The sequence below is a fragment of the Thermocatellispora tengchongensis genome (genome assembly GCF_014202315.1).
Classification (GTDB): Bacteria; Actinomycetota; Actinomycetes; order Streptosporangiales; family Streptosporangiaceae; genus Thermocatellispora; species Thermocatellispora tengchongensis.
The window spans coordinates 28,700-53,575 of record NZ_JACHGN010000022.1; the positions used below are offsets into that span (position 1 = coordinate 28,700).

The following is a 24,876-nucleotide window of genomic DNA, read 5'->3' on the forward strand; positions in this document are numbered from 1 at the left end:
CATGGCACGTGCAGACGGACGGAGTCCGGATCAGCTCCGGCCGGTGACGATCACCCGTAACTGGCTGGCCCACGCGGAAGGTTCCGTGCTGGTGGAGTTCGGCGGCACCAAGGTGTTGTGCGCCGCGTCGGTCCAGGACAGCGTGCCCCGGTGGCGCAAGGGCAGCGGCCTGGGGTGGATCACCGCCGAGTACTCCATGCTGCCCCGCTCGACCAACACCAGGTCCGACCGCGAGTCGATCAAGGGCAAGATCGGCGGGCGCACCCACGAGATCTCCCGGCTGATCGGGCGCTCGCTGCGGGCCTGCGTCAACTACAAGGCCATGGGCGAGAACTCCATCATCCTCGACTGCGACGTGCTGCAGGCCGACGGCGGCACCCGTACCGCCTCGATCACCGGCGCGTACGTCGCGCTGGCCGACGCCATCGCCTGGATGCGCAAGCGGCGCATGTGCCCCGGCGACCCGCTGGTCGGCTCCGTCGCCGCCGTCTCGGTCGGCGTCGTGGGCACCACGCCGATGCTCGACCTGTGCTACACCGAGGACGTCGCGGCCGAGACCGACATGAACGTCGTGATGACCGGCGGCGGCGAGTTCGTGGAGGTGCAGGGCACCGCCGAGGGCGCGCCGTTCGACCGCGAGCTGCTCGGCCGGCTGCTCGACCTGGCCACCGAGGGGTGCGCCCAGCTCACCGAGCTGCAGCGGAAGGCCCTGGCATGAGCGGGGCCGTGGGCGCGCGGCTGGTGCTCGCCACCCGCAACCCGGGCAAGATCGTCGAGTTGCGGCGCATCCTGGCCGAGGGCGGGCTCCCGGTCGAGCTGGTCGGTCTGGAGGAGTTCCCGCAGATCGGCGAGGTGGCCGAGACCGGCCTCACCTTCGCCGAGAACGCCCTGCTCAAGGCGCACGCCGTGGCCCGCGGCAGCGGCCTGCCCGCGGTGGCCGACGACTCCGGGCTGTGCGTCGAGGCGCTCAACGGCATGCCCGGGGTGTTCTCGGCGCGCTGGTCCGGCCGCCACGGCGACGACACCGCCAACCTGGACCTCCTCCTCGCGCAGATCTCCGACGTGCCCGACGACCGCCGCGCCGCCCACTTCGCGTGCGCGGCGGCGCTGGCCCTGCCCACCGGTGAGGAGTGGGTGGTCGAGGGCGCGCTGCACGGCACGCTGATCAGAAGGCCCCGGGGCACCGGTGGCTTCGGCTACGATCCGATCTTCGTACCCGACGGCGAGGGGCGCACCACGGCCGAGATGGCCCCCGCCGAGAAGGACGCGATCAGCCACCGGGGCCGGGCCTTCCGCGCCCTGGCCCCGATCGTGGCCGAGGTGCTCGGCACGACCCCGTAGCGGCGGCGCCCTGGCTCCGATGGTGGCCGAGGTGCTCGGCGCGACCTCGTAGCGGCGGCGCCCTGGCCCCGGTCGTGGCCGAAGTGCTCGACGCGACCTCGTAGCGGCGGCGTACGCGGGCCCGTAACCACGGCGTAAGAACTGCGCGGCCCGAAGGGGCGTAGCGTTGCGTGGTGTGGGAAGCAATGACGTCCGCACGCGCGAGCCCGTGGCCGTGCGCAGCGATGAGCCGTCCGACCCGGTGCCGGGCTGGGCGTCGGCGCTCGCCGGGGTCGCCGCCGGAGCGGTGGGGCTGGGCATCGCCCAACTGGCCGCCGGCCTGATCGACGGCGGGGCCTTCCCCGTCGTGGCGGTCGGCGAGTCCCTGATCGACCTGTCGCCCGCGCCGCTGAAGGAGTGGGCGATCCGCACCTTCGGCGAGGACGACAAGACCGTCCTGGTCGGCGGGGTCTTCGTGGTGCTGGCGCTGGTCTCCGCCGGGCTCGGCGTGCTGGCCCGGCACAGGTTCGCCCACGGCGCCGCCGGGTTCGGGCTGTTCGCCATCGCGGGCCTGCTCGCCGTGCTAACCCGGCCCGACGCCGCCGCCGTGGACGCCCTGCCCACGGTCATCGGCGTCGCCGCCTCGCTGTGGGCGCTGGCCCTGCTGCTGCGCCGCATGACCCGTTCGTACGTCCCGGAGCCGTACGAGGAGCCGTGGGACGCGGACGGCACTGCGGACGGCACTGCGGGCGGCACCGCGGACGACACCGCCGAGGGCGCCGCGGCCGATGGCGCCGAGCGGCCGGTCGTGATGCGGGCGGGCGCCGACCTGCGCGCCTTCGACCGGCGCGCGCTGCTCACCGGAGTCGCGGGCGGAGCGGTCGTCGCCGGGATCGGCGGTTTCGTCGGCACCGCGCTGGCCGGGCGCAAGGAGGTCGCCGCCGCACGCGCCGACCTGACCCTGCCCGCCCCGGCCGTGCCCGCCAAGCCGCTGCCGCCGGGCGCCGACCTGAAGATCAAGGGCCTGGCGCCGTTCGTCACGCCCAACGCCGACTTCTACCGGGTCGACACCGCCGTGCTGCCGCCGCAGGTCGATCCGGCCACCTGGACCCTGAAGATCCACGGCATGGTGGACCGGCCGATCGAGATCACCTTCGCCGAGCTGATCCGGCGCCCGCTCATCGAGGCCGACGTCACGCTGACCTGCGTGTCCAACGAGGTCGGCGGGCCCTACGTCGGCAACGCCCGCTGGCTCGGCGCGCGCATGGCCGACATCCTGCGCTCGGCCGGCATCCGGTCGGGCGCCGACATGCTGCTCAGCACCTCCGCCGACGGCTGGACCTGCGGCACCCCCGTGGACGTGGTCATGGACGGCCGCGACGCGCTGTTCGCCATCGCGATGAACGGCGAGGCCCTGTCGGTGGACCACGGCTTCCCGGTGCGCCAGGTCGTGCCCGGTCTGTACGGGTACGTCTCGGCCACCAAGTGGGTCACCGAGATCAAGGTCACCCGGTTCGACCAGGACACCGCCTACTGGACCCCGCGCGGCTGGTCGGAGAAGGGCCCGATCAAGACCCAGTCGCGCATCGACGTGCCCCAGTCCGGCGCGTCGGTGCCCGCCGGGCGCACCACGATCGCCGGGGTGGCCTGGGCGCAGCACCGCGGCATGGACGCCGTGGAGGTCCAGGTGGACGACGGCGACTGGCGGCTGGCCCGCCTTGCCGAGACTCCCGGCCCCGACACCTGGCGGCAGTGGTCGATCGAGGCCGACCTGACCAAGGGCAAGCACACCATCGCCGTACGCGCCACCGACGCGACCGGCGCCACCCAGACCGCGTCCCTCGCCCCGCCCGCCCCCGACGGCGCCACCGGGTACCACACGATCAACGTCCAGGCGGTCTGACCGCCCGCCGCCGTGGTGCCATAGGGTGCGGTGCGTCCTGTGGTGCTCGCGAGGGTGGTGGTGATGCGGCGTTCCTGGTCGGCTCGGCGCGCGCGGCGGGCGGGTCGTGCGCTCGCCGCGATCCTGGCCGCCTCGGCCCTGACCCCGACGGCGCCCCCGGCAGTGGCCGACTCGGCCGTCACTGTGGCGGCCGGCCCGGCGGTCACGTCGGCGGCGAGCGGCTCGGCCGTACGTCCGGCGGTGGCCGCTCCGGAGCGGTGCATCCCCGAGCGGGGCGGCGTCACCGTCGGGGAGTCGTGGGCGCAGCGGCGGCTCGGCCTGGCCCGCGTGTGGCCGATCACCCGGGGCAAGGGGGTCAAGGTCGCCGTCATCGACAGCGGCGTGGACACCGCCCACCCCCAGCTCGCCGGGGTCGAGGCCCGCGACCTGACCGGCACGGGCGCCCGCGACTGCGTCGGCCACGGCACCGCCGTCGCGGGCATCATCGGGGCGGCCCGCCTGGCGGGCATCCCGTTCGCCGGGGTCGCGCCGGAGGCCGAGATCGTCTCCATCAAGCAGACGGGCGGCGAGACGGGCGACGTGGCGGTGCTGGCGCGGGCGATCGTGGAGGCCACCCGGCTGGGCGCCGACGTCATCAACGTGTCGGTGTCGGCCACCGACCAGAAGGACCTGCGGGCGGCGGTGACGTACGCGCTGGCGCAGGACGTCGTGATCGTCGCCGCCGCGGGCAACACCAAGCGCGACGGCGTGACCGCCCCGGCCTACCCGGCGGCCTACCCCGGCGTCCTGGCCGTGGGCTCGGCGGGCCGGGACGGCAGGCGGGCCGACTCCTCCAACGCCGCCACCCCGGTCTCGGTGCTGGCCCCCGGGCAGGGCGTCACCAGCACCTGGACCGGGCGGGCGTACCGGGAGGATCTGGAGGGGACCAGCTTCGCGGCGGCGTACGTGAGCGGGGTGGTCGCGCTGGTGCGCGCCCGGCACCCCGAGCTGGACAACGTGCGCGTACGGCGGCGGCTGGAGCTGACCGCCGACGGCGGCATGGGCACGGGGACGGGGGCCGGGATGGTGAACCCGCTGCTGGCCGTCACCGCGGTGCTGCCCTCCGAGACGGTCGCCCTCGCCCCGCCCGTCCCCGCCGCGTTGCCGCCGACCGCCGTGGCCAAGGAGGCGCCGGTGGACGAGCGGGCCAACGGCGCCGCGGCGGCGACGGCCGTCGGCGCGCTGTTCCTGGCCGGCCTGGTGGCCGCGGGCGGCGTGGTGATCCCGATGGGACGGCGCAGGGGCTGGCGCCCCGCCCGTAGATCAACATTGCGTGAACTTTGACATGAACTTCTGATGTCGGTGTGACGCTTGCGGTTAGATGTGCTGCGAATCATGATTTGTGGCACATGAGGGCGGAAGGAACGCGATGGGGGAGATGCGCCCCTTGCTCCCGGATGACGCCGAGCGGATCGCCGACTACGAGATCCTCGGCCGCGTAGGGGAGAGCGCGCGCGGGGTCGTCTATCTGGCCCGCCGGTCCGGCGACGGCGAGGACCATCGGTGCGCCGTCAAGGTCTTCGCCCCGCGCCCCGACGCCGACGAAGCCGCCCGCGCCCGCCTGATCACCGTGCTCACCGCGGCGAAACGCGTCTCCACCTCCTACGCCGCCCGCGTGCTCGCCGCGGGCTGGGACGGCGACCGCCCCTACCTCGTCCGCGAGTACGTCGAGGGCCGCTCCCTGCACGAGGCCGTCACCGCCGACGGCCCCCTGACCGGCGACGCCCTGGAACGCGTCGCGGTCGGCACCCTCACCGCCCTCACCTCGATCCGCCTGGCCGGCCTCAACCACCGCGGCCTCACCCCGCACAACGTGCTCCTGGGCCCCGACGGCGTACGGGTGTCGGACATCGGCCTCGGCATGGACGTGCTGCACCCGGCGTACCAGGCGCCGGAACAGGCCAGGAACGAGCCCTGCGGCCCCTCCGCCGACATCTTCGCCTGGGCCTGCACCATGGTCTTCGCCGCCACCGGCCACCCCCCGTTCGGCGACGACCCCGAGGCCACCCTGCACGGCACACCCGACCTCGGCGCGATGCGCCCCCCACTCCGCAAGGTCGCCGCCGCCTGCCTCCACAAGGAGATAGCCGAACGCCCCACCGCCCAGATGGCCATGCTCCAGCTCCTGGGCGACGCCACCGCCGACAAACTGGTCGCCTCCGGCCCGCCCCGCGCCTCCGCAGCGGCCCCGACCCCAGGCCCGGGCGCGCAGGTCTCCACCCCACCGAACGCAAAGCCCCCAGCCCTGGCCTCCACGCCCGGCCTCCCCACGGCGGTCCCGCCCAAGCCGGCCAAGCCTTCCACCCCCAGTGCGCCGCCGCCTCCGAAGGATCCTGCACCCACCGCCGCATCCCCCACCCCGGCCCAGGCGCCACCCGCCGTGGCGGCCCCGGTCCAGGGTGTGAGCCCGGTCCAGGGTGTGGGCCCGGTGCAGGGTGTGGGCCCGGTGCAGGGTGTGGGCCCGGTCCAGGGTGTGGGCCCGGTCCAGGGTGTGCGTCCGGTGCAGGGTGTGGGCCCGGTGCAGGGTGTGGGCCTGGTGCAGGGTGTGTGGGCGGTTCCGGCTGACGGGCCCGCTCCCGTGGCGGGCGGGGAGGGCCTCGCGCAGGGCCCTGTCGTGGGTCCTGTTGTGGGGGCGGCGGGCCGGGAAGGTCCGGGGCAGGGGCCTGCTGTGGGGCCTGTTCCGGTGGCTGGCGTGCCCGAGGTGGACGCGCCTGCCGGCCCCGGTGTGCCGCCGTCGCCGGTCGCCGCGCCTGCGGTCCCGGCCGGATCGCCGTCCCCGGGCGGGCCTGTGCCCGCGGCTGCGGCCGGATCGCCGTCCCCGAGCGGGCCTCCGCCCGCGGTCCCGGCCGGATCGTCGTCCCCGGTCTCTGGTCCGCCGCAGGGGGTGTGGGCGGTTCCGGGTGACGGGGCTGTTCCGGTGGTGGGGGCTGGAGGGCCGGGGGCGCAGCAGGGGAGTCCGGGGGGTGTCGGCGATCCGGCTACCTTGATCGTGCCGTCCTCGTTGCCGGCCATTTCGTTGCCGCCTGTGGGGGGTCAGGGGGCTCAAGGGGGACGGGTGTGGGCTGCGCCGGAGGTGCCGGGGGCGGGGGCTCCGGGTGGGGCGTGGCGGCGTGTGGAGGGGGAGCGGCGTGAGGAGCGGAAGGGGGCGCACTTTCCGGTGGGGCTGGCCGCCGGTGTGGGGGTGGTGATCCTGCTGTCGGGGGTGGGGTTGTGGGCGGCGGCCGACTACGCGGGCGGGCGGCCGTTCTCCAATGCCGCGGCCGAGGGGGGTGTGTTCGAGCCGCCGCCGCCATCGTCGGTGGTGAGCGACGCGCCGCACCCGCAGGTGACGGTGCCCTGGGCGACCTCGCCGGGGACCGGCGACTCCGATGACGTGCTGCCGCTGGAGCTGCCGACCGAGAACCCGACGGGGGTGCCGTCCGTGGCGGTGCCGACCCTCACGGCGGCTCCCACGGTGCCGCCCGTCACGCCGACGCGTACGGCGCCCGCCAGGAAGCGGCCGACCGCCGGGCCGAGCGCGAGGCCGACCGTGACGGTGACGACCACGCGTAAGCCGACGGAGCGCCCCAAGCCTTCCGCCTCGGCGAAGCCCACCCCGACCAGGACGGTCACCAAGACGCCCACCGTCAAGCCGAAGCCCACGCCGACCAAGACCGAGGCCGAGAGGGAGGCGGCAGCGGCGCAGGCGTCCAATCCGTACTCGCCGCAGCAGGTGTGCAACTCCGGAGGGCACGGGTCAGGGTTCTACGTGCAGCGGTCGGCGTCCTTCAGCGGGGGCACGACGTACCAGTTGTACAGCGCCTCCTCCGGCTACAACTGCGTGGTCACCATGAAGACCACCGACATCGGCAAGGCCACCGAGGTGTGGGCGTCGCTGGAGGCGCAGGGCGGCGGGAGCGACAGCGACCGGGGCTCCTACAAGTACTACGCCGGGCCGGTCATGGTGTACGCCAAGGGCAAGTGCGTGAAGTTCGCCGGCGGCGGGCCGACGGACAGCACGGGTGGCGACTGGGCGAACTGCGGGTGACCGATCCGGTACCCCCGGGTGCCGCTGCGCGGTCCTGATCGGTAGGGTCGGCGATAGGCGGCAGAGGGACGAAGGGACGATCGTATGACGACGCCATTCGGGCCTGCCTCGTCAAGCGGGGACCCGGAGCTGGACCGGATGATGGCGGTGCTGGGGCGGCAGGCCGCGCGGTTCGAGAAGGTGGGGCGCGATCTGGCCGAGACCCGCGGGCGCGGGGCCGCGGCCAACGGGACCGTGGTGGTCGAGGTGTCGGCCGACGGCTCGCTGACCGGGCTGACGATCGACCCGCGGGCCATGCGGCTGGGCTCCGAGGCGCTCGCGCAGGCGATCCTGAAGGCCGCGAAGGACGCCGAGCATGACGTCGCGGCGCAGGCCAACCAGGTGATGGAGCCGCTGCTCGACGCGGACATCTGGGACGATCCACCGCCGTCCTGACCCGTCACGGGCCGCGCGTCAGGAGCCCGGATAGCTCATGAGCCCAGATGGCTCAGGAGCCCAGATAGCGCAGCACGGCCAGCACCCGGCGGCTGTAGCCGGTGGTGTGCGACAGCTCCAGCTTGTCGAACAGCGCGTTGACGTGCTTCTCCACCGCGCTCTGCGACACGTGCAGGGCCTGGGCGATCGAGGCGTTGGTCAGGCCCTGCGCCATCAGCTCCAGCACCTCCCGCTCGCGGGCGGTCAGGCGCGTGAGGGGGTCGGCGTGGCTGGTGCGGGCGAGCAGTTGCCGCACCACCTCCGGGTCGAAGGCCGCGCCCCCGGCTCCCACCCGCTCCAGCGCGTCCAGGAAGTCGCCCACCTGGGCCACCCGGTCCTTGAGCAGATAACCGACGCCCACGACGCTGCCGCTCATCAGCTCGGTGGCGTACTTCTTCTCCACGTACTGCGACAGCACCAGCACCTTGACGTCGGGCCGGCGCCGCCGGATCTCCAGGGCCGCGCGCAGGCCCTCGTCGGTGTGCGTGGGCGGCATGCGTACGTCGAGCACCACCACGTCGGGCTCCTGCGCGGTCACCGCCTCGATGAGCGCGTCGGCGTCGCCCACGGCGGCGAGGACCTCGTGGCCCTCCTCGGCCAGCAGCCGTACCAGCCCTTCGCGCAGCAGGGTGGAGTCCTCGGCCAGGATCACCCGCATGGCAGCTCCGCCACGATCGTGGTGGGCCCGCCGTGCGGGCTGGTGACGGTGAACCGGCCGTCGAGCGCGGCCACGCGCCGCGCCAGCCCGGACAGCCCGCCGCTCGTGGCGTCGGCCCCGCCGACGCCGTCGTCCTGTACGCGCACGGTGACCATTCTGTCGTGTTCGCGGACCTCCACGGTGACCGCCGTGGCCTGGGCGTGCTTGGCCGCGTTGGTCACCGCCTCGCTGACGACGAAGTACGCCACGGTCTCCACCGCCGCCGGGGGCCGCTCGGCCAGGTCGCAGACGACCTTGACCGGCACGCTGGAACGCTCGGCGACCCCGGCGAGCGCGTCGGCGAGCCCGAGGGCGTCCAGCCCCGACGGGTAGACGCGCCAGGCCACCTCGCGCAGTTCGACCAGCGCCTGCTGCGCCTGCTCGTGCACCTGCGCGAGCAGTTCCGGCCGCCCTCTGCGGGCGCGTCCGGCCAGCATGGACAGCGCCACCAGCCGCTGCTGGAGCCCGTCGTGCAGGTCGCGCTCGATCCGCCGCCGCTCGGAATCGACCGCCGCCAGCACGCCGGCGCGGCTCTCGGTCAGCTCGCTGATCCGGCGCCGCAGCGCCTCGGTCGGGTCGGGGCCGAGCATCCGCATGATCAGTCGCTGCTCCAGCGCGTGCACCCCCACCAGGCCGGACAGGTTCAGGAACAGCGCGAAGACGCCCGCCAGGCCGATGTAGGCGACCAGCGGCGGGCTGGGCGGCATGCCGTCGAACGGCAGGCCCCTGCCCCAGGTCCACGCCACGACGGCGGCCGTGCCGGCGCCATAGCCGAGCACGGTCACCACCAGGCCGCCGAGGACGCCGACCGGCACCCTGGCGGCCAGGTAGGCCAGGCAGGCCCGGCAGGCCAGGTCGCGCCTGTCGGTGCGGCCCGGGTCGAGCCCCAGGGCGGCGGGGGCGGGCCCGGGAGCGGCGGGGGCGAGCCCCAGGGCGGCGGGGTCGAGGCGCAGGCGTTGGGCTTCGAGGACGGCCAGCCGCCGGGCCGCCTCGCGCACGCCCGGACGGCCGGCGAACGGCAGCGTGGCCAGGACGAAGACCAGGCCGAGCAGGGCGGTGACCGTGCCGAGGGCCACCGCTCCCAGCAGCCGCAGGCCGTGCGCCGCGAGCCGCACGCCGCCCCCTGCTCCGCTCGCCTCCGGGGAGGGGCGGGAAGGGGTTCTCCGGCCCGATCCATCTGTCATGCCTCAGAGGCTACGAGCCGCCGGGACGGCTCCGGCATGAGGCGTGTGGCCGTGCCGGGGTGCGGAAAACCGCACCCGTCAGGGTGAGGACCGGCCTTGTCAGGGTGAGGACGTGCCCGTCAGGGCGCGGACGCGGCCGTCCCGCTCGTGGCCGTCCCGCCGGGCGGGCGCGCGGCCCGGGAGCCGTGCACGATCAGCTTGGCGATCATCTGGTCCCAGTCGGGCAGCGGGTCGTCCCACCTGCCTTGCAGGATGTTGTCCACCGACGTGTACGTCGTGGAGCCCAGCATGCGGGCGACGAAGCCGCCGGTGCGGGTGTCGGCGATCCGGTTCAGGCCGGGGATCAGCAGCGAGGCGTCCGCGACGCCGTTGAAGGCCATGTTGGCCACGAAGTTGCGGTAGAACTGCTCGGCGTTCTCGCCCAAGGAGGTGACCTCGGCGCCGCTCTGGTCGCGTCGCACCCCGGAGGCGGCGAAGACGCCCCACTGGATCGCCTGCTGCCCGCCGGCGTACGCGATGCTGTCGAGGGTGTAGTACAGGAGCCGGTCCACGATCCTGCCGACCGTGGTCCTGAGGAACTTCTTGGCGAACCAGGCGCGGCTCTTGAACGCCCGCTCCACCAGCCTGGTCGCCAGCGTGCTGATCCCGGCGGTGGCCCAGCCCCAGGCGATCGTGTAGAGCATGTTGATGTAGAGCTGGATCGCGAGCACGAGCAGCGTCTTCTGCACCGTCTCCAGCACGTCCGCGTACTGGCGGCAGGCGGCGGCGATGCGGCGGCAGGTGGCGGCGATGGCGGCAGGGTACGGCGCGAAGGTCCCGGTCCACATCTCGCGGAAGGCGTCGATGCCGGCGCCCGCGTTGTCGCGCCACACCAGGGAGGCGGCGGTGTTGGCCGCGGTGGTGCTGGTCTCCAGCTTTCCGGCCAGTTCGTCCCAGATGTCGGCGGCCTGGCGGAGCTTGTCCGGGTCGCCCTCGGGCCACTCCACGCCGAGCATGGCGGTGACGAACGCGCCGCCGGTGACGCCGCCCGCGACACCGGCGGTCCAGGCGGGGTGGCGGCCGGCGAAGCCGAGCACGCTGCCGAGGGCGCTCATGTGACCTCGGCGTCGGTCTCGGGGGTCTCGACGTGCTGGTCCACCTTGCGCACCATCTGGGCAATGGTGTCCCAGTTCGCGCCCTGGATGTTGGTCCCGGCGATCACCAGGTCGTTGCCGATCCGCAGGTACGCCTCGGCGAGGTTGGCCGCGTGCGACTCCACGGCGGCGGAGGCGGCGCGGTAGCCGTTGCGGCCCTCGGCGCCCTCGTAGAAGCGGCGTCCGTCGCTGTCGTCGCCCCAGAAGTTCCCCAGCGCGGCCAGGCGCTCCATCGCGTCGGCCACGGCCCGGACGACGGCCGTGTGCTCCTCGTAGAAGTCCTGCTCCCGTTTGACCAGGTTTCTCGGATCGACGTCCGTCGGCGTCTCGGCCCGGGGGCCTGACGCACCGCCGGGCGCGTCGGGGTCGGCCACGTCGGACTCCTCTGCCACCGGTGACTTGAGGCAACGGCTTCATACTTTAGTCAACTAAAGAGGCAGATGTGTTAACTTTTCAGACTGATCGGGTTAAGGGGCCAGCCGGGCCGTCTGGATCAGCCGCGAGCCGTACCTGCGGTCCACGAAGTAGCCCCGCCCCGGCGGCAGCGTCTGCGGCCGGACCCCGAACAGCACGCCCTCCTCCCGGTTGCCGGACATCACCACCGCCGGGCTCGCCATGTCCTTCAGCCGTTGCAGCACCGGGTCGAACAGCGCCCGGCCCGCGCCGCCCATGGCCCGCGCCAGCACCAGGTGCAGCCCGATGTCGCGGGCCTGCGGCAGCAGGTCCAGCAACGGCGTGAGCGGGTTGGACCCGGTGGCCACCAGGTCGTAGTCGTCCACCACGATGTACAGGTCGGCGCCCTTCCACCAGCTCCGCTCGCGAAGCTGCTCCGGCGTCAGGTCGGCCGGTGGGAGCCGCTGCACCAGCGAGGTCTTCACCTCGTTGATGAAGTCGGCCGCGGCGCTGCTCGACGCCGCGTACCCGATGCGGTGCTCGGTGTACGCCGCGTCCAGCAGCGACCGCCGGTAGTCGATCACGATCAGCCGGGCCTGGGCGGGCGCGTTGCGCGCCACGATGCCCTCGGCGACCAGCCGCAGCAGGTTGGACTTGCCGCTCTCGGTGTCGCCGAGCACCACGAGGTGCGCGTCGGCGTCGAAGTCGGCGTAGACCGGGGAGAGCGTGGCCTCGTCGATGCCGAGCGGCACCCGGGGGCCCGACTCCTCGGGCCCCGGCAGCTCGGTGGCGGGCAGCACGGCCGGCAGCAGCCGTACGCGCGGCGCGAGCGGCCCGTGCCAGGCGTCCTTGACCGCGTCCACCAGCCCGCGCACGCCCGCCGCCAGGTCCTCGGCCCGCCGCGCCCCGTCGATGCGGGGCAGCGCGGCCAGGAAGTGCAGCCCGTCGCGGGTCAGCCCGCGCCCCGGCACGCCCTCCGGCACCGCGGCGGCCGTCTTGCGGTTGACCTCCGACTCGTACGCGTCGCCGAGGCGCAGCTCCAGCCGCGAGCCGAACAGGTCGCGGATCGCGGCGCGGAACTCCGACCACTTGTTGGTCGCCGCGACAACGTGCACGCCGTAGCCGAGCCCGCGCGCCGCCAGGTCCGTGATCACCGGCTCCAGCGAGTCGAACTCCTGCCGGACCGTCAGCCAGCCGTCCACGACCAGGAACACGTCGCCGAACTCGTCGCCCTCGCCGGGCGAGCGCTTGCGGTAGGTGGCGATGGAGTCGATGCCGCGCTCGGCGAACTCGCGCTCGCGCCGCTTGAGCAGCGTGGTCACCTCGGCCACCGTACGGCGTACGCGGTCGGGGTCGAGCCGGTTGGCCACCCCGCCCACGTGCGGCAGGCCCTCCAGGGAGGCCAGCGAGCCACCGCCGAAGTCCAGGCAGTAGAACTGCACCTCGCGCGGGGTGTGGGTGAGCGCCAGCCCGGCGATCAGGGTGCGCAGCAGGGTGCTCTTGCCGCTCTGGGGCCCGCCGACCACGGCCAGGTGCCCGGCCGCGCCGGACAGGTCGGCCCACAGGGGATCGCGGCGCTGCTCGAAGGGGCGGTCCACGATGCCGAGCACGGTGTGCAGCCGGCCCCGCCCGTCCCACCCGGCCGTGGTCAGGCCGAGGTCGCCCGCCACGCTCAGCGGGGGCAGCAGGTGGTCCAGCGTCGGCGGCTCGGCCAGCGGGGGCAGCCAGATCCGGTGCGCGGGCGGGCCCTGCCCGGCCAGGCCGCGCACCACGATGTCCAGCAGGCTCTCCCGCCCCGCCTCGGCGGTGCTCTCGGCGGCGGCCTCCGCGCCGTTCTCAGCGGCGCCCTCGCCCTGCGCTGCGGGCGGGACCGGGTCGGGCACGTACGCCGGGACGTACGGCACGATCCGCCGCCGCTCGGGCCCGCCGCGCCGCTCCTGCCGGGCCTCGGGCGTGTACGGCCCCGACACGTACGCCGCCTTGAACCGGGTCATCCCGGTGGTGTCGTACTTCAGGTACCCGTTGCCGGGCGCGGACGGCAGCTCGTACGCGTCCGTCACCCCGAGCACCGCCCGGCTCTCCATCGCCGAGAAGGTGCGCAGCCCGATCCGGTACGACAGGTGCGTGTCCAGGCCGCGCAGCCGCCCCTCCTCCAGCCGCTGCGAGGCCAGCAGCAGGTGCACGCCGAGCGAGCGGCCGAGGCGGCCCATCATCACGAACAGCTCGATGAACTCCGGCTTGGCCGTCAGCAGTTCGCTGAACTCGTCCAGCACCACGAACAGCGTGGGCAGCGGGGTGAGCGCGGCGCCCTGCTCGCGGGCCCGCTCGTAGTCGCGCACCGAGGCGAAGTTGCCCGCCGCCCGCAGCACCTCCTGGCGGCGCACCATCTCGCCGTGCAGGGCCGCGTGCATGCGGTCCACCAGCGGCAGCTCGTCCTCCAGGTTGGTGATCACCGCGGAGACGTGCGGCAGCGACTCCAGGCCCAGGAAGGTGGCGCCGCCCTTGAAGTCCACCAGCACGAAGTTGAGGATCTCCGAGGAGTGGGTGACGGCCAGGCCGAGCACCAGCGTGCGCAGCAGCTCGCTCTTGCCCGAGCCGGTCGCGCCGATGATCAGCCCGTGCGGGCCCATGCCGCCCTGGGCCGACTCCTTGATGTCCAGCTCGACCATCCGCCCGTCGGAGCCGAGCCCGATCGGCACCCGCAGCCGGTTGCGCGGCGCGCGGGGCCGCCACAGCACGGCCGGGTCGAGCGCCAGCGGGTCGCCGATGCCGAGCAGCTCGGTGAGCGTGGTGTCGGTGGCGAGCACGTCGTGTCCCTCGCCGCCCTTGGCGGAGGACGCGCGCAGCGGCGCGAGCTGCCGGGCCAGCCCCTCGGCCTGGGTGAAGGAGAGCCGGTCGGGGCGGCCGTAGCGGGTGACGACCTCCTTGCCCGCGTGGTCGGTGCGGACCCGGCTGAAGCTCTCCGCGTCCACCCGCAGCCGCAGCGTGGCCTGCTCCTCGGCCGGGGTCACCGCGCCGGACAGGTCGATCACCGTGACGCCCTCGATGGCGTCGGCGCCGAGCTGGGAGTCCTGCGGCACGTGCCCGCCGTCCACGATCACCACGTGGTACGGCAGCGCCCCGGCGGACATGCCCTGGCGGAACCGGGCGCGGTCCTTCAGCTCGCCGCCGAGCAGCCGGTCCAGCTCGCCCAGGTCGCCCGACATCAGCCGCACCTGCCCGGCCGCGTCGGTCTGCTCGGGGTGCAGCGCGTGCGGCAGCCACTTCACCCAGTCCCAGTGCGGCATCCACTCCGGCCCCGCGCACACCGCGACGCGGATGTCGTCGGGTGAGTGGAAGGTGACGATCTGGGCGATCATCGCCCGGACCAGGGCGCGCACGGCGGCCGGGTCGCCGGAGGGCAGGATGCGGGCGAAGGAGTGCAGCGCGATGGCGATCGGCAGGTCGTCCACGGTGGAGTGGGCGCGGACGAAACGGCGCAGCGCGCCGGCCGACAGCGCGTCCAGGTCCTCCACCGGCTTGGACTCGGGCGGGACGAGCTGGACCGCCAGCCGCTGGGTGCCGGTGCCGACCCGGACGGTGCCGAAGTCGTCGTCACGGGGCCGGCGCTCCCACAGCCGGGGGCCCAGGGCCAGGGACCACAGGGTGGCGGGGTCGGGGCCGCTCCAGTCCAGGGCCTCGCGCTGGGCGCGGGCGGCCCGGCGCACCTTGGCCCGGGTCTGGGCGAGGTAGCGGAAGTAGTCGCGGCGCAGGCCGTCGAGCCGCCGGCGGCGCTCGCCGCTGGTGCGGCCGAGCTGGCCCAGCGTCATGCCGATCATGGAGAAGGCGAACAGGCCGCTCGCCACGTACATGATCGGGTTGGTGTTCCCCCCGGCCGTGAAGATCAGCGCCATCGCGGCGCCGCCCGCCACCATGGGCAGGTAGGTGAGGATCTGCATGAACCCGGCGGGGGTCGTCTCGGGCACCTCGGGAGGCGACTCCAGCAGGATCTCACCACGCGGCGGCTGCGGGGGAGGGCGGCGCTCGGGTCGCCGGACGACCACAGTCCCCACGTCACTCCTTCACCACTACGCCCGGCCTGGCCGATACGCCGGAATAGGTGCTGTCCGGACCCGAGCCACCGTACCGAATCCGCTTGACCGGCTCGGTGAACATCCTGCAAACGATCTAGACATCTCGGGCAGAAAACTGCAAGTCTTCCGCGCATGCATATTCTGGTTGCGCTGGCCCTCGCCGCGACGGGCGGGCTCGCGCCCGCCCACGACGTCGCCTCCGCCTCCCCCGTGGGCGTCGCGACCTCGGCGTATGTGGCCGCCCCCACCTTCAAGCTCCCGTTCACGTGCGGACAGGCGTGGCACGGCACCACCAGCAGTTCGGCGCACAGGACGAGGTACGAGATCGACTTCAACTGGGGCGGTTCGCCCGACGCCGACCTCGGCCAGCCGGTCCTGGCCGCCGCCGCCGGTACGGTGATCATGTCAGAGCACCGCGGCAGCAAGGACGGTTTCGGCAACGTCATCAAGATCAAGCACGGGGATCTGGTCACGGTCTACGCCCACCTGAACTCCCGCAAGGTCGCCGTCGGCGCCACCGTGGCCCAGGGGCAGCAGATCGGCACGGTCGGCAAGACCACCAAGCCCTCGCGCACGGGCATGCCCGCCCACCTGCACTACGAGGTGCGCACCGCCACCGGCTCCTACCCGGGCAACATCCGGGCGGCCACCTTCGAGGGCCGCACGTTCCGCTACCCGTCCCAGACCCTCACCTCCACCAACTGCGGCGGCAGGTCGGCCCCGGTGACCGCGCCCGCCAACCCGTACACGCCGGAGCAGGTGTGCGGCTCGGGCTACAAGAAGGTGGACTCGGCGGCGCTGGGCGGCGCGGGCACGGTCTACCTGCTCTACAACTCCGCCGCGGGCAAGAACTGCGTGGTCACCATGAAGAGGACCGGGATCGGCAGCAAGACCGCGACCTCGGCCTACCTGGAGGTAAAGGGCAAGCCGCGGACCACCGACAGCGGCAGCTACGCCTACTACGCCGGGCCCGTGCGCGCCGCCGCCCGCGGTGTCTGCGTCAAGTGGGGCGGATCGGCCGGCTCCGCGCGCTACGACAGCCCCTTCGAACACTGCGGATGACGGCGGGGCCCATGGCCGGCATCGCGGGCGCCGCGCCGTCGCGGGTCACGATCGTGACCCCGAGCAAGCGCGTGGACCTCGTGCTGCCCTCCGACCTGCCGCTCGCCCACCTGCTGCCCAACCTGCTGGCCGCGGCCGGCGAGGACGAGGCCGCGCTCGCCGCGGGCGGGTGGGTGCTGCAGCGGGTCGGGGGCCCGGCCCTGGACGTGGGTCTCGGCCTGGCCGCCCTGGACGTGCGCGACGGCGAGATCCTGTACCTGCTGCCGCGCGCCGCCGAGCTGCCCGAGGCCGTCTTCGACGACGTGGCCGACACCGTGGCCACCGGGATCAAGGAGCGCTCGGCCCGGTGGAAGCCGCGGCACACCCGGGCCGCCGGGCTGGCCGCGGCGGCCGCCTTCCTGGTGGCCGGGGCCGCCGCGCTGCTCACCGCCGGGCCGCCGTGGCCCGTGCCCGGCGCGGTCGCCGGGGTGTTCGCGCTGCTCGCCGTCGCGGGCGGCGCCGCCCTGTCGCGGGCGCTGGGCGACTCCGGCGCGGGCGCGGTGATCGGCTGCGCCGCGCTGCCGTACGCGTTCGTGTCCGGGCTGCTGATCCCCGCCAGGCCGGTGGGGCTCGCCGAGTTCGGCTCGCCCAACCTGCTGTCGGGGTTCGCCATGACCGCGCTCGTCGCCACCGTGGCGGCCTGGGCGGTGGCCGACGGGCTGGCGTACCTGTTCGGGGTGATGCTGGCCGCCCTGATCGGCGCGGCCGGCTCGGCGGCCGTGATGCTCTACGACGTCTCGCCCGCGGGCGCCGCCGCCGTGGCCGTCGCGCTCGCCATGGCGTGCACCCCGCTCGTCCCCAGCCTGTCCTTCCGGCTGGCCCGGCTGCCGCTGCCCGCCATGCCCACCAGCGCCGAGGAGCTGCGCAACGACACCACGAGGATCGACGGCACGGACGTCAAGCGCCGTGCGGTCCTCGCCGAGCGCTTCGCCACCGGGCTGGTCGCCGGGATCGCCCTGGTCGCGCTGGTGGCCCAGCCGCCGCTGCTCGGCGCGCCGAACTGGGCCGGGCCCGCGATGACCCCGGTCGTCGCGGCGGCGCTGCTGCTGCGCGCCCGGGTGTTCAACGGCGTGGGCCAGCGGATCTCGCTGCTGGCCGCCGGCACGGCCGGGCTGGCGGCGTTCGCGGTCGCCCTCGCCGCGACCGGCCCGCTGACCGCCCTGCTCACCGCCATCGCGCTGCTGTGGGCGGTCGCCGTGGCCGCGGGCATGGCGCTGTTCCTGCCCGAGCGCCGCCCCACGCCGTTCTGGGGCCGGGCCGGCGACATCGTGGAGTTCGTGCTCATCACCGCCCTGTTCCCGCTGGCCCTGGGGGTGCTGGACGTGTACTCCTGGGTGCGGGGCCTGAGCGGATGATCACATGCGGTAGCGGCGGGCCGTCTCGTCCGCGTGGCGTGCGGTCTCGTCCAGCAGGCCCGTGAACGACTCGCCCAGCTCCTCGAAGCGGCGCCTGATCTGCTCCGGGTCCAGCGACAGATCGGCCGCGCCGGTCGCCGCGCGCACCAGCTCCTCGGTACGCCGCCGCGCCTCCTGCTGCGCCTGGCGTACGGCCTCGGTCACCGCCTCGGCGATCGAGCGGCTGTCCAGGCGCATGATCCGCGGCTCCAGGGTGATCTCGATGATCCCGCCCGAGCCGTCCACGACCGCGCGGGCCAGTCCGTCGGCGCCGGAGCCCTCGCCGGTCACGGCGTCCAGCTCGGTGAACGCGGCTCCGAGCCGGGCGATGGCCGCCTCGCTCTCGCGGGCGATGCGCTCCAGGTCCTCGGCGCGCACGTCGTCGTACAAAGGGCTCTCCTCAGGGCTGGTAGGGCGCCGGCTGGTCCCGCCGGGGGGCGAGCCATTCGAAGTTGCCGTACTGGGGCAGTTGGCCGGGGGTCGGCGGGTCCTGGAACGAGGGCACGTTCCTGGCGTCGATCTCCGCCTTGGTGAAGTCCACCCGGGCCTCCCCGGTGGGGGCGAGGTGGTAGAGCTGGATCATGGCCTTGCCGCCGAGCATCACCGACATGCCGGCGGTGACCCCGACGATGCCCTTGGCCAGCATGCCGGTGAGCCCGGCGATCATCGAGGCGCCCCAGGCGCCGAGCGTCTGCAGCAGCAGGTAGCCCTTGGGCGCGAACGGCGTCGCCAGCATGGCCAGCGCGAGGGTGACCATGGCGACCAGCACCGCGAGCACCTCGGCCAGCGCGGTCCAGTAGCTGCGGTAGGCCGAGCCGAGGTCGTCCACCAGGCCCGCGATGGTCTTGATGTAGCCGCGCAGGCTCTCCACGGCCTGCTGGAACCGCTCGACCGCGTCCACGAACGCGTCGCGGTCGGCGGCGATCCAGCCGTCGGCGTTCTTGGTGGCGAGGTTGTTCAGCAGTGCCTTGATCGTGTTGTCCAGCCGGGAGTGGATGGACTCCCAGTTGTTGTAGATGTCCGACATCCCGGGCACGTTGGCGAACGCGGTGGCGGCCAGCGCGGCCCCGCCGACCATCGGGTGCGACACCGCCGCGATTCGCTGCAGCCCGGCCAGGACCGTGCGCGCCTCGGCGACCGCCTTCATGCGCATGAAGTTGGCGGTGAGGTGCGGGGATGGCGTGCTCATCGGGGGCTACCGGTAGACCACGACGCTCGACATGTCCTCGGCCGTGCGCCAGTTGATCCTGGCCGTCCACAGCGCGTCCATCCAGTTTTCGAGCACGGTCACCGCGTCCTCGAACTTCTGCCGCACGTCGTCCTGCACCTCGCGGTAGCGGGAGCCGATGGCCAGTTCGCCGACCGCGCCCCAGCCGGGGAAGTCCAGCGTCGTTTCGTCCACCAGCGCGCCGACCGCCCGTACCGAGGGGATCACGTCGTCCCGGATCTCCGTACGGATACCTTCAATCGCGGCAGAGGTGACATATCGGTCTTGGGCCATGGCAATCTCCTACCAGCCGCGCTCCGCCGCGCAGCCCGCGCGCGGCCGTTGTTCATCGGCTTATCGATCACCCGAAACCCGGCGTTCATCGAGACCGCCCCTATGCTCCCGCCCCGGGAGGTGACATGCAGACCCGCCGCGACCTGTACCAGGCACACCGGCTGATGACCCAGCGGCTCGCCACGGCGCTGGCCCTGGGCGAGCCCGACGTGCCCGAGTCCCCGGCGCGCAGGCACACCGTGGCCACCTTCTGCGGCCTGCTCGTGGCCGCGCTGGTCATGGCGGTGTTCGGCATCTGGGGGCTGATCCGGCCGGGCGGCGCCACCGGGCTCACCGAGCCGGGCACGCTGATCGTCGAGGAGGGCACCGGCGCGACCTACGTCTACAGCGCCGCGCGCGCCGAGCTGCTGCCGGTCGCCAACTACGCCTCCGCCCGGCTGCTGCTGGACGCGAACGAGATCACCGTGCGCACGGTGTCGGCCGCCTCGCTGGAGCGCTTCCCGCGAGGGCCGATGGTGGGCATCCCGGGCGCGCCCGACTCGCTGCCCGAACCCGGCCACCTCGTCCGCGCCCCCTGGTCGGCGTGCGTGGTCGAGGGGGCCGACCCCTCGGGCGGGCGCCGGGCGTACGTGTCGCTGGTGGGCGGCGCCGGGACCGGCGGGCGTACGCTCGGCGCGGGCCGGGCCCTGCTCGTGGACGACGGCGCCGACACCTGGCTCATCTGGGGCGACACGCGCATGCGCGTGCCCGGCTCCGGCGCCGCCGCGCTCACCCAGGCCCAGCCCCGGCGGGTGCCCGCCACCTGGCTCAACGCCCTGCCCGCGGGCCCCGACTTCCGCGCGCCCGACATCCCCGGCCGGGGCCGCAAGACGACCGGGCCGGGCGGCATCGCCGCCGCCGTCGGCCAGGTGGTCCGGGTCGCGGCGGTCGCCGGCGGCGAGACCCGCTGGTACGCCGTCCTGCGCGACGGCCTCGCGCCCCTGACGCAGACCCAGGCCACGCTCCTGCTCCAGGACCCGGCCAGCAAGAAGGCGTACGGCGGCGGCACCGTGGCGCCGATCGACGTGGACGCCGCGACCGCGAACGCGGCGCCCCGCTCGGCCACGACCCTGGGCGGCGCCGGGCTGCCCGCCATCATGCCGGCCATCGACACCCCGCCCGCCTCGGCCCCGCTGTGCGCGGTCTACGACGCCACCGAGCGCGGCTCGGCGCGGGCGCGGGTCACCGTCGGCGGCTCGGTGCGCCCGGTGGCCCCGGAGGTCGCCGGGACGGGCGGGCAGGAGCACTTCGACCAGGTCGTGCTGCCCGCGGGCGGCGCCGCCCTGGTGGGCCTGCTGCCCGGGGAGGGGCAGCTCGCCGAGATCCGCACGTACTACCTGGTCACCGACCAGGGGCGGCGGTTCCGGCTGGCCGGGCCCGAGCTGCTGGGCCCGCTCGGCTACGGCGCGCAGGACGTCGCCCCGCTGCCCGCGCACCTGCTGCACCTGATCCCCGAGGGCCCGGTGCTCGACCCGGTCGCCGCCCGCACTCCGGTGCGCGTGGGCGTCCCGGCCACCGCGCCGCCATGACCGGCGTTGTGGTTCGTACACCTATTTGTTACTGACGCGTCATGTGACAGTTGTCCACAAAGTGGTTAATGATCCTAATGTGACTTTGGATCATGCCTCTGACGGAAGGTGACCAGTGGCTCCGAGAACCGCGGCAGAACACGCCAGGCTGAAGGAAGCAGGGCTGAAGACCGACGATGCGGCGGGCGCGATCACCACGATCCGCAACATGCTCGAAGGCCACACCGCCGAGCTGCGCGCCGGCTGGGACGGCGACTCGGCGCGGTCCTTCGAGAACGTCTTCGGCATCTGGCGCACCGAGATGACCAACGTCATCAACGAGCTGGTCGGCCTGTCGGAGAAGCTGGGCCGGATCGAGGAGCGCTACCGCGCCACCCACCAGATCCAGGCCGCCGAGACCAACAAGCTCGCGGCCCAGATCAACCAGTGACACGGGGAAGAGGGGGACGACATGGCCGGTGAGTACGCCGACATCGACCGCACACTCGTCGACTTCGGGCAGATGGACCGCTCCGCGGCCGACTTCGCCCGGCAGTGGCAGGCCCTGGAGGGCACCCTCCAGAACCTGGAGATGGAGCTGGACAGGCTGCTCGGCGACTGGGAGGGCGACGCCCGCGAGGCGTACTGGCAGGCGCGGGCCAAGTGGGACGCCGCCTCCGGCCGGATGGCCGCGGTGCTCCAGCAGCTCGGCGGCACCATCGAGATCGGCCGCGAGAACTTCTCCCGCGCCGAGGCCGCCAACGTGGCCATGTTCGACGGCAGGTAGGCCGGCCCCCCATGTCCGGAGACTCCTACGAGGGACTCCGCCTCGACCCCAACTGGCCGGGCATCGAGGAAGGCGCCAGGAACCACGTGGACCGGGCCGCGCTGCGGAACCTGGCGCGCAGCCTCCAGGAGGAGCTGGACCGGCTGACCGGCCCGGCCAGCGCGCACGGCCAGCAGGCGTCCGGCACACTGGACGACCTGGAGTTCTGGGGGAACATCGACCCTCGCCACATCGGCACCTGGGACGTGGCGCAGAAGTACGGCGAGACGGTCAAGAAGGCGCACACCGAGATCTTCCAGATCTACGGCGACCTGGTCGCCCAGTACCAGGCCGTGATCAGCACCATCCAGCGGGCCGCCGGCAACTGGGACGACGCCGAGCAGGCATCGGGCGGGCGCGAGACGGCCGCCCAGGCGTGACGGCGGGCGGCACGGCGCGCGGAAGGGGGCGTCCGTGGCGGACAACGGGTACGACAGGCGGCTGATCAAGGACGGCACGCAGCTCTGGCAGGACCCCGGCACGTACGGCGGCATCGGGGACGTGCAGAACCTGCTCAACTCCACCGACCCCGAGCGGGTGGCGCGCGGCGGCGAGGCGTTCACCGCGGCGTCGTCGCTGCTGGGCGAGGTCAGCACGTTCCTGCGGGCCGCCGGCTGGACGATGGACGAGCACTGGCGCGGTGAGGACGCCCGCGCCGCGCAGCAGGCGCTGCGCAGGCTGCAGGCCACCGCCGCCGAGTTGTCCTACCGCACCGGCCAGGTGGGCTCCTCGCTGACCTTCTACGGCGGCGAGATGCTGCCCTGGTACCGGGACCACGCCGTCGACTACGGCACCTTCGAGTTCGACGACGAGCTCCTCGGCGGGGCCCTGTCCTTCAACGACGACAAGGCGCGCGAGCACCTGACGAACCTGAACACGCGGATCGCCGAGGCGTACAACGCGCTGCCGGACATGGTGGAGCGGCACCTCCCCAACGCCGACCCCGGCGGCCCCGGCCCCGACCTGACCGACACCGAGATCTCCGACATCGGCGCCGACGGCCTCGGCGGCGGCGGCCTGGGCGACCTCGGCGGCGCCGGCCTCGGCCCGTCCGGGCTGGGCACGTCCGGCCTGGGGCCGTCCGGGCTGGGCCCGTCCGGCTTGGACACCGACGGCCTCGGCCCTTCCGGGCTGGACACCGGCGGCCTCGGCACCAACGGTCCCGGGGGCCTCGACACCGACGGCCTGGACCCGGGCGGTCTGGACCCGGACGGCCCCGGCACCGGCGTGGACACGCCCGGCCTGCCCGGCACCACCACGCCCGCCGGCCTGACCGACCCGGCCACCACCCCCGGCGCGTCCGGGCTCACCGACCCGGCCTCCGGCCTGACCGATCCGGCCGCCGCCCTCGACACCGGCGACCCCCGCTCCACCAGCCTGGCGGGCTACGAGTCGCCCACGCTCACCGCGCCGAACAGCACGGCCACCGGCGTCGGCCCCACCGGCCTGGGGACCACCGGGCCCACCGGCACGACACTGGCCCCCGCGGGCACCTGGGTCACGCCCGCGGGCGCGGGCGGCGGCGCGCTCGCCTCCGGGGCCGGGCTCGCGGCCCGCACTGACGCCGGGCGCGGCCTGCTCGGCGGGGTGCCGTTCATGCCGTACGCCGGCGGCGGCCCCGGCGAGGGGGCGCAGGACCGCGAGCGGTCCACCTGGCTGTCGGAGGACGAGAGCGTCTGGGGCGCCGACCCCGACGCCGCCCCGCCCGTGATCACCTGACCGCCCGCCCCCGGCCTCCGCTTGCCCGGCCATGGGCCGATCGGGGCGGGAAGTTTGCGCCAAAGCCGTTACGCGCTGTCACCGCTGCCTCTACGATCTGCGATCGAGCCGGTGGTCAGCGCCCGCGGAGGAGGTGCACGGGGTGGTGTTCCGCAGCCCGCCCACGGGGCCGCGTCGGTTTCCCGACGACGCGCCAGGCGGTGGTTACGACCCCGTCGTGACCGCCGACGGACGCCGATGGCGCGACTACGAGCGCGCCGCCGACGCCGCCGACGCCGCGCGCCACGCCCCAGCCCACCGCGCCGGCCCCGACCGGCACGGCTCCGACCGGCGTGATCCCGACCGGCACGATCCCGACCGGCGTGATCCCGACTGGCACACCCCCGACCAGCGCGACCCCGGCAGGCATGTCCTCGGCTGGAGGAGCGCCGGTGGCGCGGGCGCCGACTGGGAGGCGGCCGACTGGTTCGAGCGGCCCGGACGGCCGCCGCCGCTGGCCGACGGGCGGCCGTACGGGCTGCCGGGCGGCCTGGCCCGGCCCGACCCGCAGACGCAGCAGGACATCCTGCGCGCCGTGCCCGTCGGGCCCGACGGCCGGCCCACCAGGTTCCCCGACCCGCGCGGCACCTGGATCCGGCTGATCAACGCCGGAGGGCCGATGGAGGACCCGTTCCGGGCCACCAACGCCCTCGACTGCGCGCTCGCGGTGATCTCCACCTGGCACGGCGAGCCGGTCGTGGCCGCGCCCAGGCAGCCCGAGTACGACCGGGCGGGCCGGCCGCTGCTCACCGGGGAGGCCGGGGGAGTGGCACGGGCCGAGCGGTGGCTGGGGCACCGGTTCGCGTACGTCGGCGAGGGGCCCGCGGCGTACGCGCCGGTGGCGGCCCGGCTGCTCGACAGCGGGCACGGAGCCTCGGCGGTGCTGGTCACCCGATGGCGGGGCGGCGGCGCCCACGCCTGGAACGCGGTCAACTCCCGCGGTGAGGTGATCTGGATCGACGCGCAGCGCGGCCACATGGCCGTGGAGCCGCCGTACGAGTCGGTCACCGCGGTGTTCTGCGTCCTGATCGATCGCACCGGGCGCGCGCCGGCCCCCGCGGGTGACGGCGCGGAGGGGCGGCGCTGGTGAACCCGGACCAGGCGCGGGCCATCGCCGAGGAGTACTTCAACGGCGTACGCCCGCTGGACCAGGCGCTCACGGTCGTCGTGCACCCCTTCCCCGAGGGCCACCCGTCCCCGGAGGGGTACGTCGCCTGGGCGCTGGTGCCCGAGCCCGCCGACCCGCGCAGCCCGCCCGAGGTCGTCGGCAGCGGGTGCATCGTGATCGACGCCGCCACCGGCGAGGTCGCCATCCGCCCGCTGCTCAATCCCGAGATCGTCGCCGCCCAGTGGCCCGGCCCCCGCTGAGCGGCGGGGCCGGGCCACCGGGGCGGCGCCTCGCGCGGGCCCGCGGCGCCTTCACGGGCGAGGGCGCCGCAACTCGGATGCGGGCCCGCGCAAGTCCTTCGCGACCGGTTTCGCGACCGGTTTCGCGACCGGTTTCGC

Annotated in this window: 23 protein-coding genes; 15 read left to right on the top strand and 8 right to left on the bottom strand. The window is 74.4% G+C overall.

What is annotated here, in order from left to right; translation table 11 throughout:
• Position 1 precedes the first annotated feature (1 nt).
• From rph to HNP84_RS38930, 6 genes are all read left to right on the top strand, one after another.
• Positions 2–718, top strand: a complete 717-nt coding sequence (gene rph / locus HNP84_RS38905) for a ribonuclease PH (RefSeq protein WP_185055060.1) — start codon at positions 2–4, stop codon at positions 716–718.
• Positions 715–1,341 carry an RdgB/HAM1 family non-canonical purine NTP pyrophosphatase gene (rdgB, locus tag HNP84_RS38910; protein ID WP_185055061.1) on the top strand — a complete coding sequence of 209 codons (627 nt, stop codon included), beginning with the start codon at positions 715–717 and terminating at the stop codon, positions 1,339–1,341. The genes rph and rdgB overlap by 4 nt, the downstream gene beginning before the upstream one ends.
• 175 nt (positions 1,342–1,516) lie before the next feature.
• Positions 1,517–3,223 carry a molybdopterin-dependent oxidoreductase gene (locus tag HNP84_RS38915; protein WP_312926735.1) on the top strand — a complete coding sequence of 569 codons (1,707 nt, stop codon included), beginning with the start codon at positions 1,517–1,519 and terminating at the stop codon, positions 3,221–3,223.
• Between the two features lie 63 nt (positions 3,224–3,286).
• Positions 3,287–4,546, top strand: coding sequence for a S8 family serine peptidase (locus HNP84_RS38920; protein WP_185055062.1), 1,260 nt, complete (start codon positions 3,287–3,289; stop codon positions 4,544–4,546).
• A 94-nt stretch (positions 4,547–4,640) separates the two neighbouring features.
• The gene (locus tag HNP84_RS38925) at positions 4,641–7,289 is read left to right on the top strand and encodes a serine/threonine protein kinase (protein WP_221337306.1); all 2,649 of its coding nucleotides are present in this window, start codon (positions 4,641–4,643) and stop codon (positions 7,287–7,289) included.
• A gap of 84 nt (positions 7,290–7,373) precedes the next feature.
• Positions 7,374–7,724 carry a YbaB/EbfC family nucleoid-associated protein gene (locus HNP84_RS38930; RefSeq protein ID WP_185055064.1) on the top strand — a complete coding sequence of 117 codons (351 nt, stop codon included), beginning with the start codon at positions 7,374–7,376 and terminating at the stop codon, positions 7,722–7,724.
• A 52-nt stretch (positions 7,725–7,776) separates the two neighbouring features.
• Here the strand turns inward: HNP84_RS38930 and HNP84_RS38935 are convergent, their stop codons facing one another.
• The 5 genes from HNP84_RS38935 to eccCa all read right to left on the bottom strand — a co-directional run bounded on the left by HNP84_RS38935 (position 7,777) and on the right by eccCa (position 15,222).
• Positions 7,777–8,421 carry a response regulator gene (locus tag HNP84_RS38935; RefSeq protein WP_185055065.1) on the bottom strand — a complete coding sequence of 215 codons (645 nt, stop codon included), beginning with the start codon at positions 8,419–8,421 and terminating at the stop codon, positions 7,777–7,779.
• Positions 8,412–9,644, bottom strand: coding sequence for a sensor histidine kinase (locus HNP84_RS38940; RefSeq protein ID WP_185055066.1), 1,233 nt, complete (start codon positions 9,642–9,644; stop codon positions 8,412–8,414). The genes HNP84_RS38935 and HNP84_RS38940 overlap by 10 nt, the downstream gene beginning before the upstream one ends.
• 119 nt (positions 9,645–9,763) lie before the next feature.
• Positions 9,764–10,738 (bottom strand): WXG100-like domain-containing protein, encoded by a 975-nt coding sequence (locus HNP84_RS38945; protein WP_185055067.1) that lies wholly within the window; start codon positions 10,736–10,738, stop codon positions 9,764–9,766.
• Positions 10,735–11,169, bottom strand: a complete 435-nt coding sequence (locus HNP84_RS38950; protein WP_185055068.1) for a hypothetical protein — start codon at positions 11,167–11,169, stop codon at positions 10,735–10,737. The genes HNP84_RS38945 and HNP84_RS38950 overlap by 4 nt, the downstream gene beginning before the upstream one ends.
• Positions 11,170–11,244: 75 nt before the next feature.
• Positions 11,245–15,222, bottom strand: a complete 3,978-nt coding sequence (eccCa, locus tag HNP84_RS38955; RefSeq protein ID WP_185055070.1) for a type VII secretion protein EccCa — start codon at positions 15,220–15,222, stop codon at positions 11,245–11,247.
• Positions 15,223–15,375: 153 nt separating this feature from the next.
• On the opposite strand from eccCa, the gene HNP84_RS38960 reads away from it, so the two are divergent.
• Together HNP84_RS38960 and eccD are read left to right on the top strand one after the other, a co-directional pair.
• Positions 15,376–16,305 (top strand): M23 family metallopeptidase, encoded by a 930-nt coding sequence (locus tag HNP84_RS38960; protein WP_185055071.1) that lies wholly within the window; start codon positions 15,376–15,378, stop codon positions 16,303–16,305.
• Positions 16,302–17,699 carry a type VII secretion integral membrane protein EccD gene (gene eccD, locus HNP84_RS38965; RefSeq protein WP_246519243.1) on the top strand — a complete coding sequence of 466 codons (1,398 nt, stop codon included), beginning with the start codon at positions 16,302–16,304 and terminating at the stop codon, positions 17,697–17,699. The genes HNP84_RS38960 and eccD overlap by 4 nt, the downstream gene beginning before the upstream one ends.
• Here eccD and HNP84_RS38970 read toward each other — a convergent pair whose 3' ends face one another.
• The 3 genes from HNP84_RS38970 to HNP84_RS38980 are packed head-to-tail and all read right to left on the bottom strand — an operon-like array spanning position 17,700 to position 19,239.
• Complete coding sequence (locus HNP84_RS38970) at positions 17,700–18,128, bottom strand: YbaB/EbfC family nucleoid-associated protein (RefSeq protein WP_185055072.1); 429 nt, start codon at positions 18,126–18,128, stop codon at positions 17,700–17,702.
• A gap of 10 nt (positions 18,129–18,138) precedes the next feature.
• Positions 18,139–18,927 carry a hypothetical protein gene (locus HNP84_RS38975; protein WP_185055074.1) on the bottom strand — a complete coding sequence of 263 codons (789 nt, stop codon included), beginning with the start codon at positions 18,925–18,927 and terminating at the stop codon, positions 18,139–18,141.
• 6 nt (positions 18,928–18,933) lie between these two features.
• On the bottom strand, positions 18,934–19,239 hold the full coding sequence (locus HNP84_RS38980; RefSeq protein ID WP_185055075.1) for a hypothetical protein: 306 nt from the start codon (positions 19,237–19,239) through the stop codon (positions 18,934–18,936).
• A gap of 125 nt (positions 19,240–19,364) precedes the next feature.
• Between HNP84_RS38980 and eccB the strand changes: the two genes are divergently transcribed.
• From eccB to HNP84_RS39015, 7 genes are all read left to right on the top strand, one after another.
• Positions 19,365–20,807 (top strand): type VII secretion protein EccB, encoded by a 1,443-nt coding sequence (gene eccB / locus HNP84_RS38985; protein ID WP_185055076.1) that lies wholly within the window; start codon positions 19,365–19,367, stop codon positions 20,805–20,807.
• A gap of 115 nt (positions 20,808–20,922) precedes the next feature.
• Positions 20,923–21,237: a WXG100 family type VII secretion target gene (locus tag HNP84_RS38990; RefSeq protein WP_185055077.1), complete on the top strand. Its 315-nt coding sequence runs from the start codon at positions 20,923–20,925 to the stop codon at positions 21,235–21,237.
• A 21-nt stretch (positions 21,238–21,258) separates the two neighbouring features.
• The gene (locus tag HNP84_RS38995) at positions 21,259–21,573 is read left to right on the top strand and encodes a WXG100 family type VII secretion target (RefSeq protein WP_185055078.1); all 315 of its coding nucleotides are present in this window, start codon (positions 21,259–21,261) and stop codon (positions 21,571–21,573) included.
• An 11-nt stretch (positions 21,574–21,584) separates the two neighbouring features.
• Positions 21,585–21,992 carry a hypothetical protein gene (locus tag HNP84_RS39000; protein ID WP_185055079.1) on the top strand — a complete coding sequence of 136 codons (408 nt, stop codon included), beginning with the start codon at positions 21,585–21,587 and terminating at the stop codon, positions 21,990–21,992.
• A 34-nt stretch (positions 21,993–22,026) separates the two neighbouring features.
• A complete protein-coding gene (locus HNP84_RS39005) occupies positions 22,027–23,331 on the top strand; it encodes a hypothetical protein (RefSeq protein WP_185055080.1) in 1,305 nt (434 codons plus the stop codon).
• A 217-nt stretch (positions 23,332–23,548) separates the two neighbouring features.
• The gene (locus HNP84_RS56440; RefSeq protein ID WP_312926744.1) at positions 23,549–24,460 is read left to right on the top strand and encodes a toxin glutamine deamidase domain-containing protein; all 912 of its coding nucleotides are present in this window, start codon (positions 23,549–23,551) and stop codon (positions 24,458–24,460) included.
• On the top strand, positions 24,457–24,738 hold the full coding sequence (locus HNP84_RS39015) for an SUKH-4 family immunity protein (RefSeq protein WP_185055082.1): 282 nt from the start codon (positions 24,457–24,459) through the stop codon (positions 24,736–24,738). The genes HNP84_RS56440 and HNP84_RS39015 overlap by 4 nt, the downstream gene beginning before the upstream one ends.
• Positions 24,739–24,876: the final 138 nt, after the last annotated feature.

Bases quoted from the DNA above. Each gene is read 5' to 3' on its own strand.
- rph (WP_185055060.1), top strand. From the start codon at position 2: ATGGCACGTGCAGACGGACGGAGTCCGGATCAGCTCCGGCCGGTGACG.
- rdgB (WP_185055061.1), top strand. From the start codon at position 715: ATGAGCGGGGCCGTGGGCGCGCGGCTGGTGCTCGCCACCCGCAACCCG.
- HNP84_RS38920 (WP_185055062.1), top strand. From the start codon at position 3,287: ATGCGGCGTTCCTGGTCGGCTCGGCGCGCGCGGCGGGCGGGTCGTGCG.
- HNP84_RS38925 (WP_221337306.1), top strand. From the start codon at position 4,641: ATGCGCCCCTTGCTCCCGGATGACGCCGAGCGGATCGCCGACTACGAG.
- HNP84_RS38930 (WP_185055064.1), top strand. From the start codon at position 7,374: ATGACGACGCCATTCGGGCCTGCCTCGTCAAGCGGGGACCCGGAGCTG.
- HNP84_RS38935 (WP_185055065.1), bottom strand. From the start codon at position 8,421: ATGCGGGTGATCCTGGCCGAGGACTCCACCCTGCTGCGCGAAGGGCTG.
- HNP84_RS38940 (WP_185055066.1), bottom strand. From the start codon at position 9,644: ATGACAGATGGATCGGGCCGGAGAACCCCTTCCCGCCCCTCCCCGGAG.
- HNP84_RS38945 (WP_185055067.1), bottom strand. From the start codon at position 10,738: ATGAGCGCCCTCGGCAGCGTGCTCGGCTTCGCCGGCCGCCACCCCGCC.
- HNP84_RS38960 (WP_185055071.1), top strand. From the start codon at position 15,376: ATGCATATTCTGGTTGCGCTGGCCCTCGCCGCGACGGGCGGGCTCGCG.
- eccD (WP_246519243.1), top strand. From the start codon at position 16,302: ATGACGGCGGGGCCCATGGCCGGCATCGCGGGCGCCGCGCCGTCGCGG.
- HNP84_RS38975 (WP_185055074.1), bottom strand. From the start codon at position 18,927: ATGAGCACGCCATCCCCGCACCTCACCGCCAACTTCATGCGCATGAAG.
- HNP84_RS38980 (WP_185055075.1), bottom strand. From the start codon at position 19,239: ATGGCCCAAGACCGATATGTCACCTCTGCCGCGATTGAAGGTATCCGT.
- eccB (WP_185055076.1), top strand. From the start codon at position 19,365: ATGCAGACCCGCCGCGACCTGTACCAGGCACACCGGCTGATGACCCAG.
- HNP84_RS38995 (WP_185055078.1), top strand. From the start codon at position 21,259: ATGGCCGGTGAGTACGCCGACATCGACCGCACACTCGTCGACTTCGGG.
- HNP84_RS39000 (WP_185055079.1), top strand. From the start codon at position 21,585: ATGTCCGGAGACTCCTACGAGGGACTCCGCCTCGACCCCAACTGGCCG.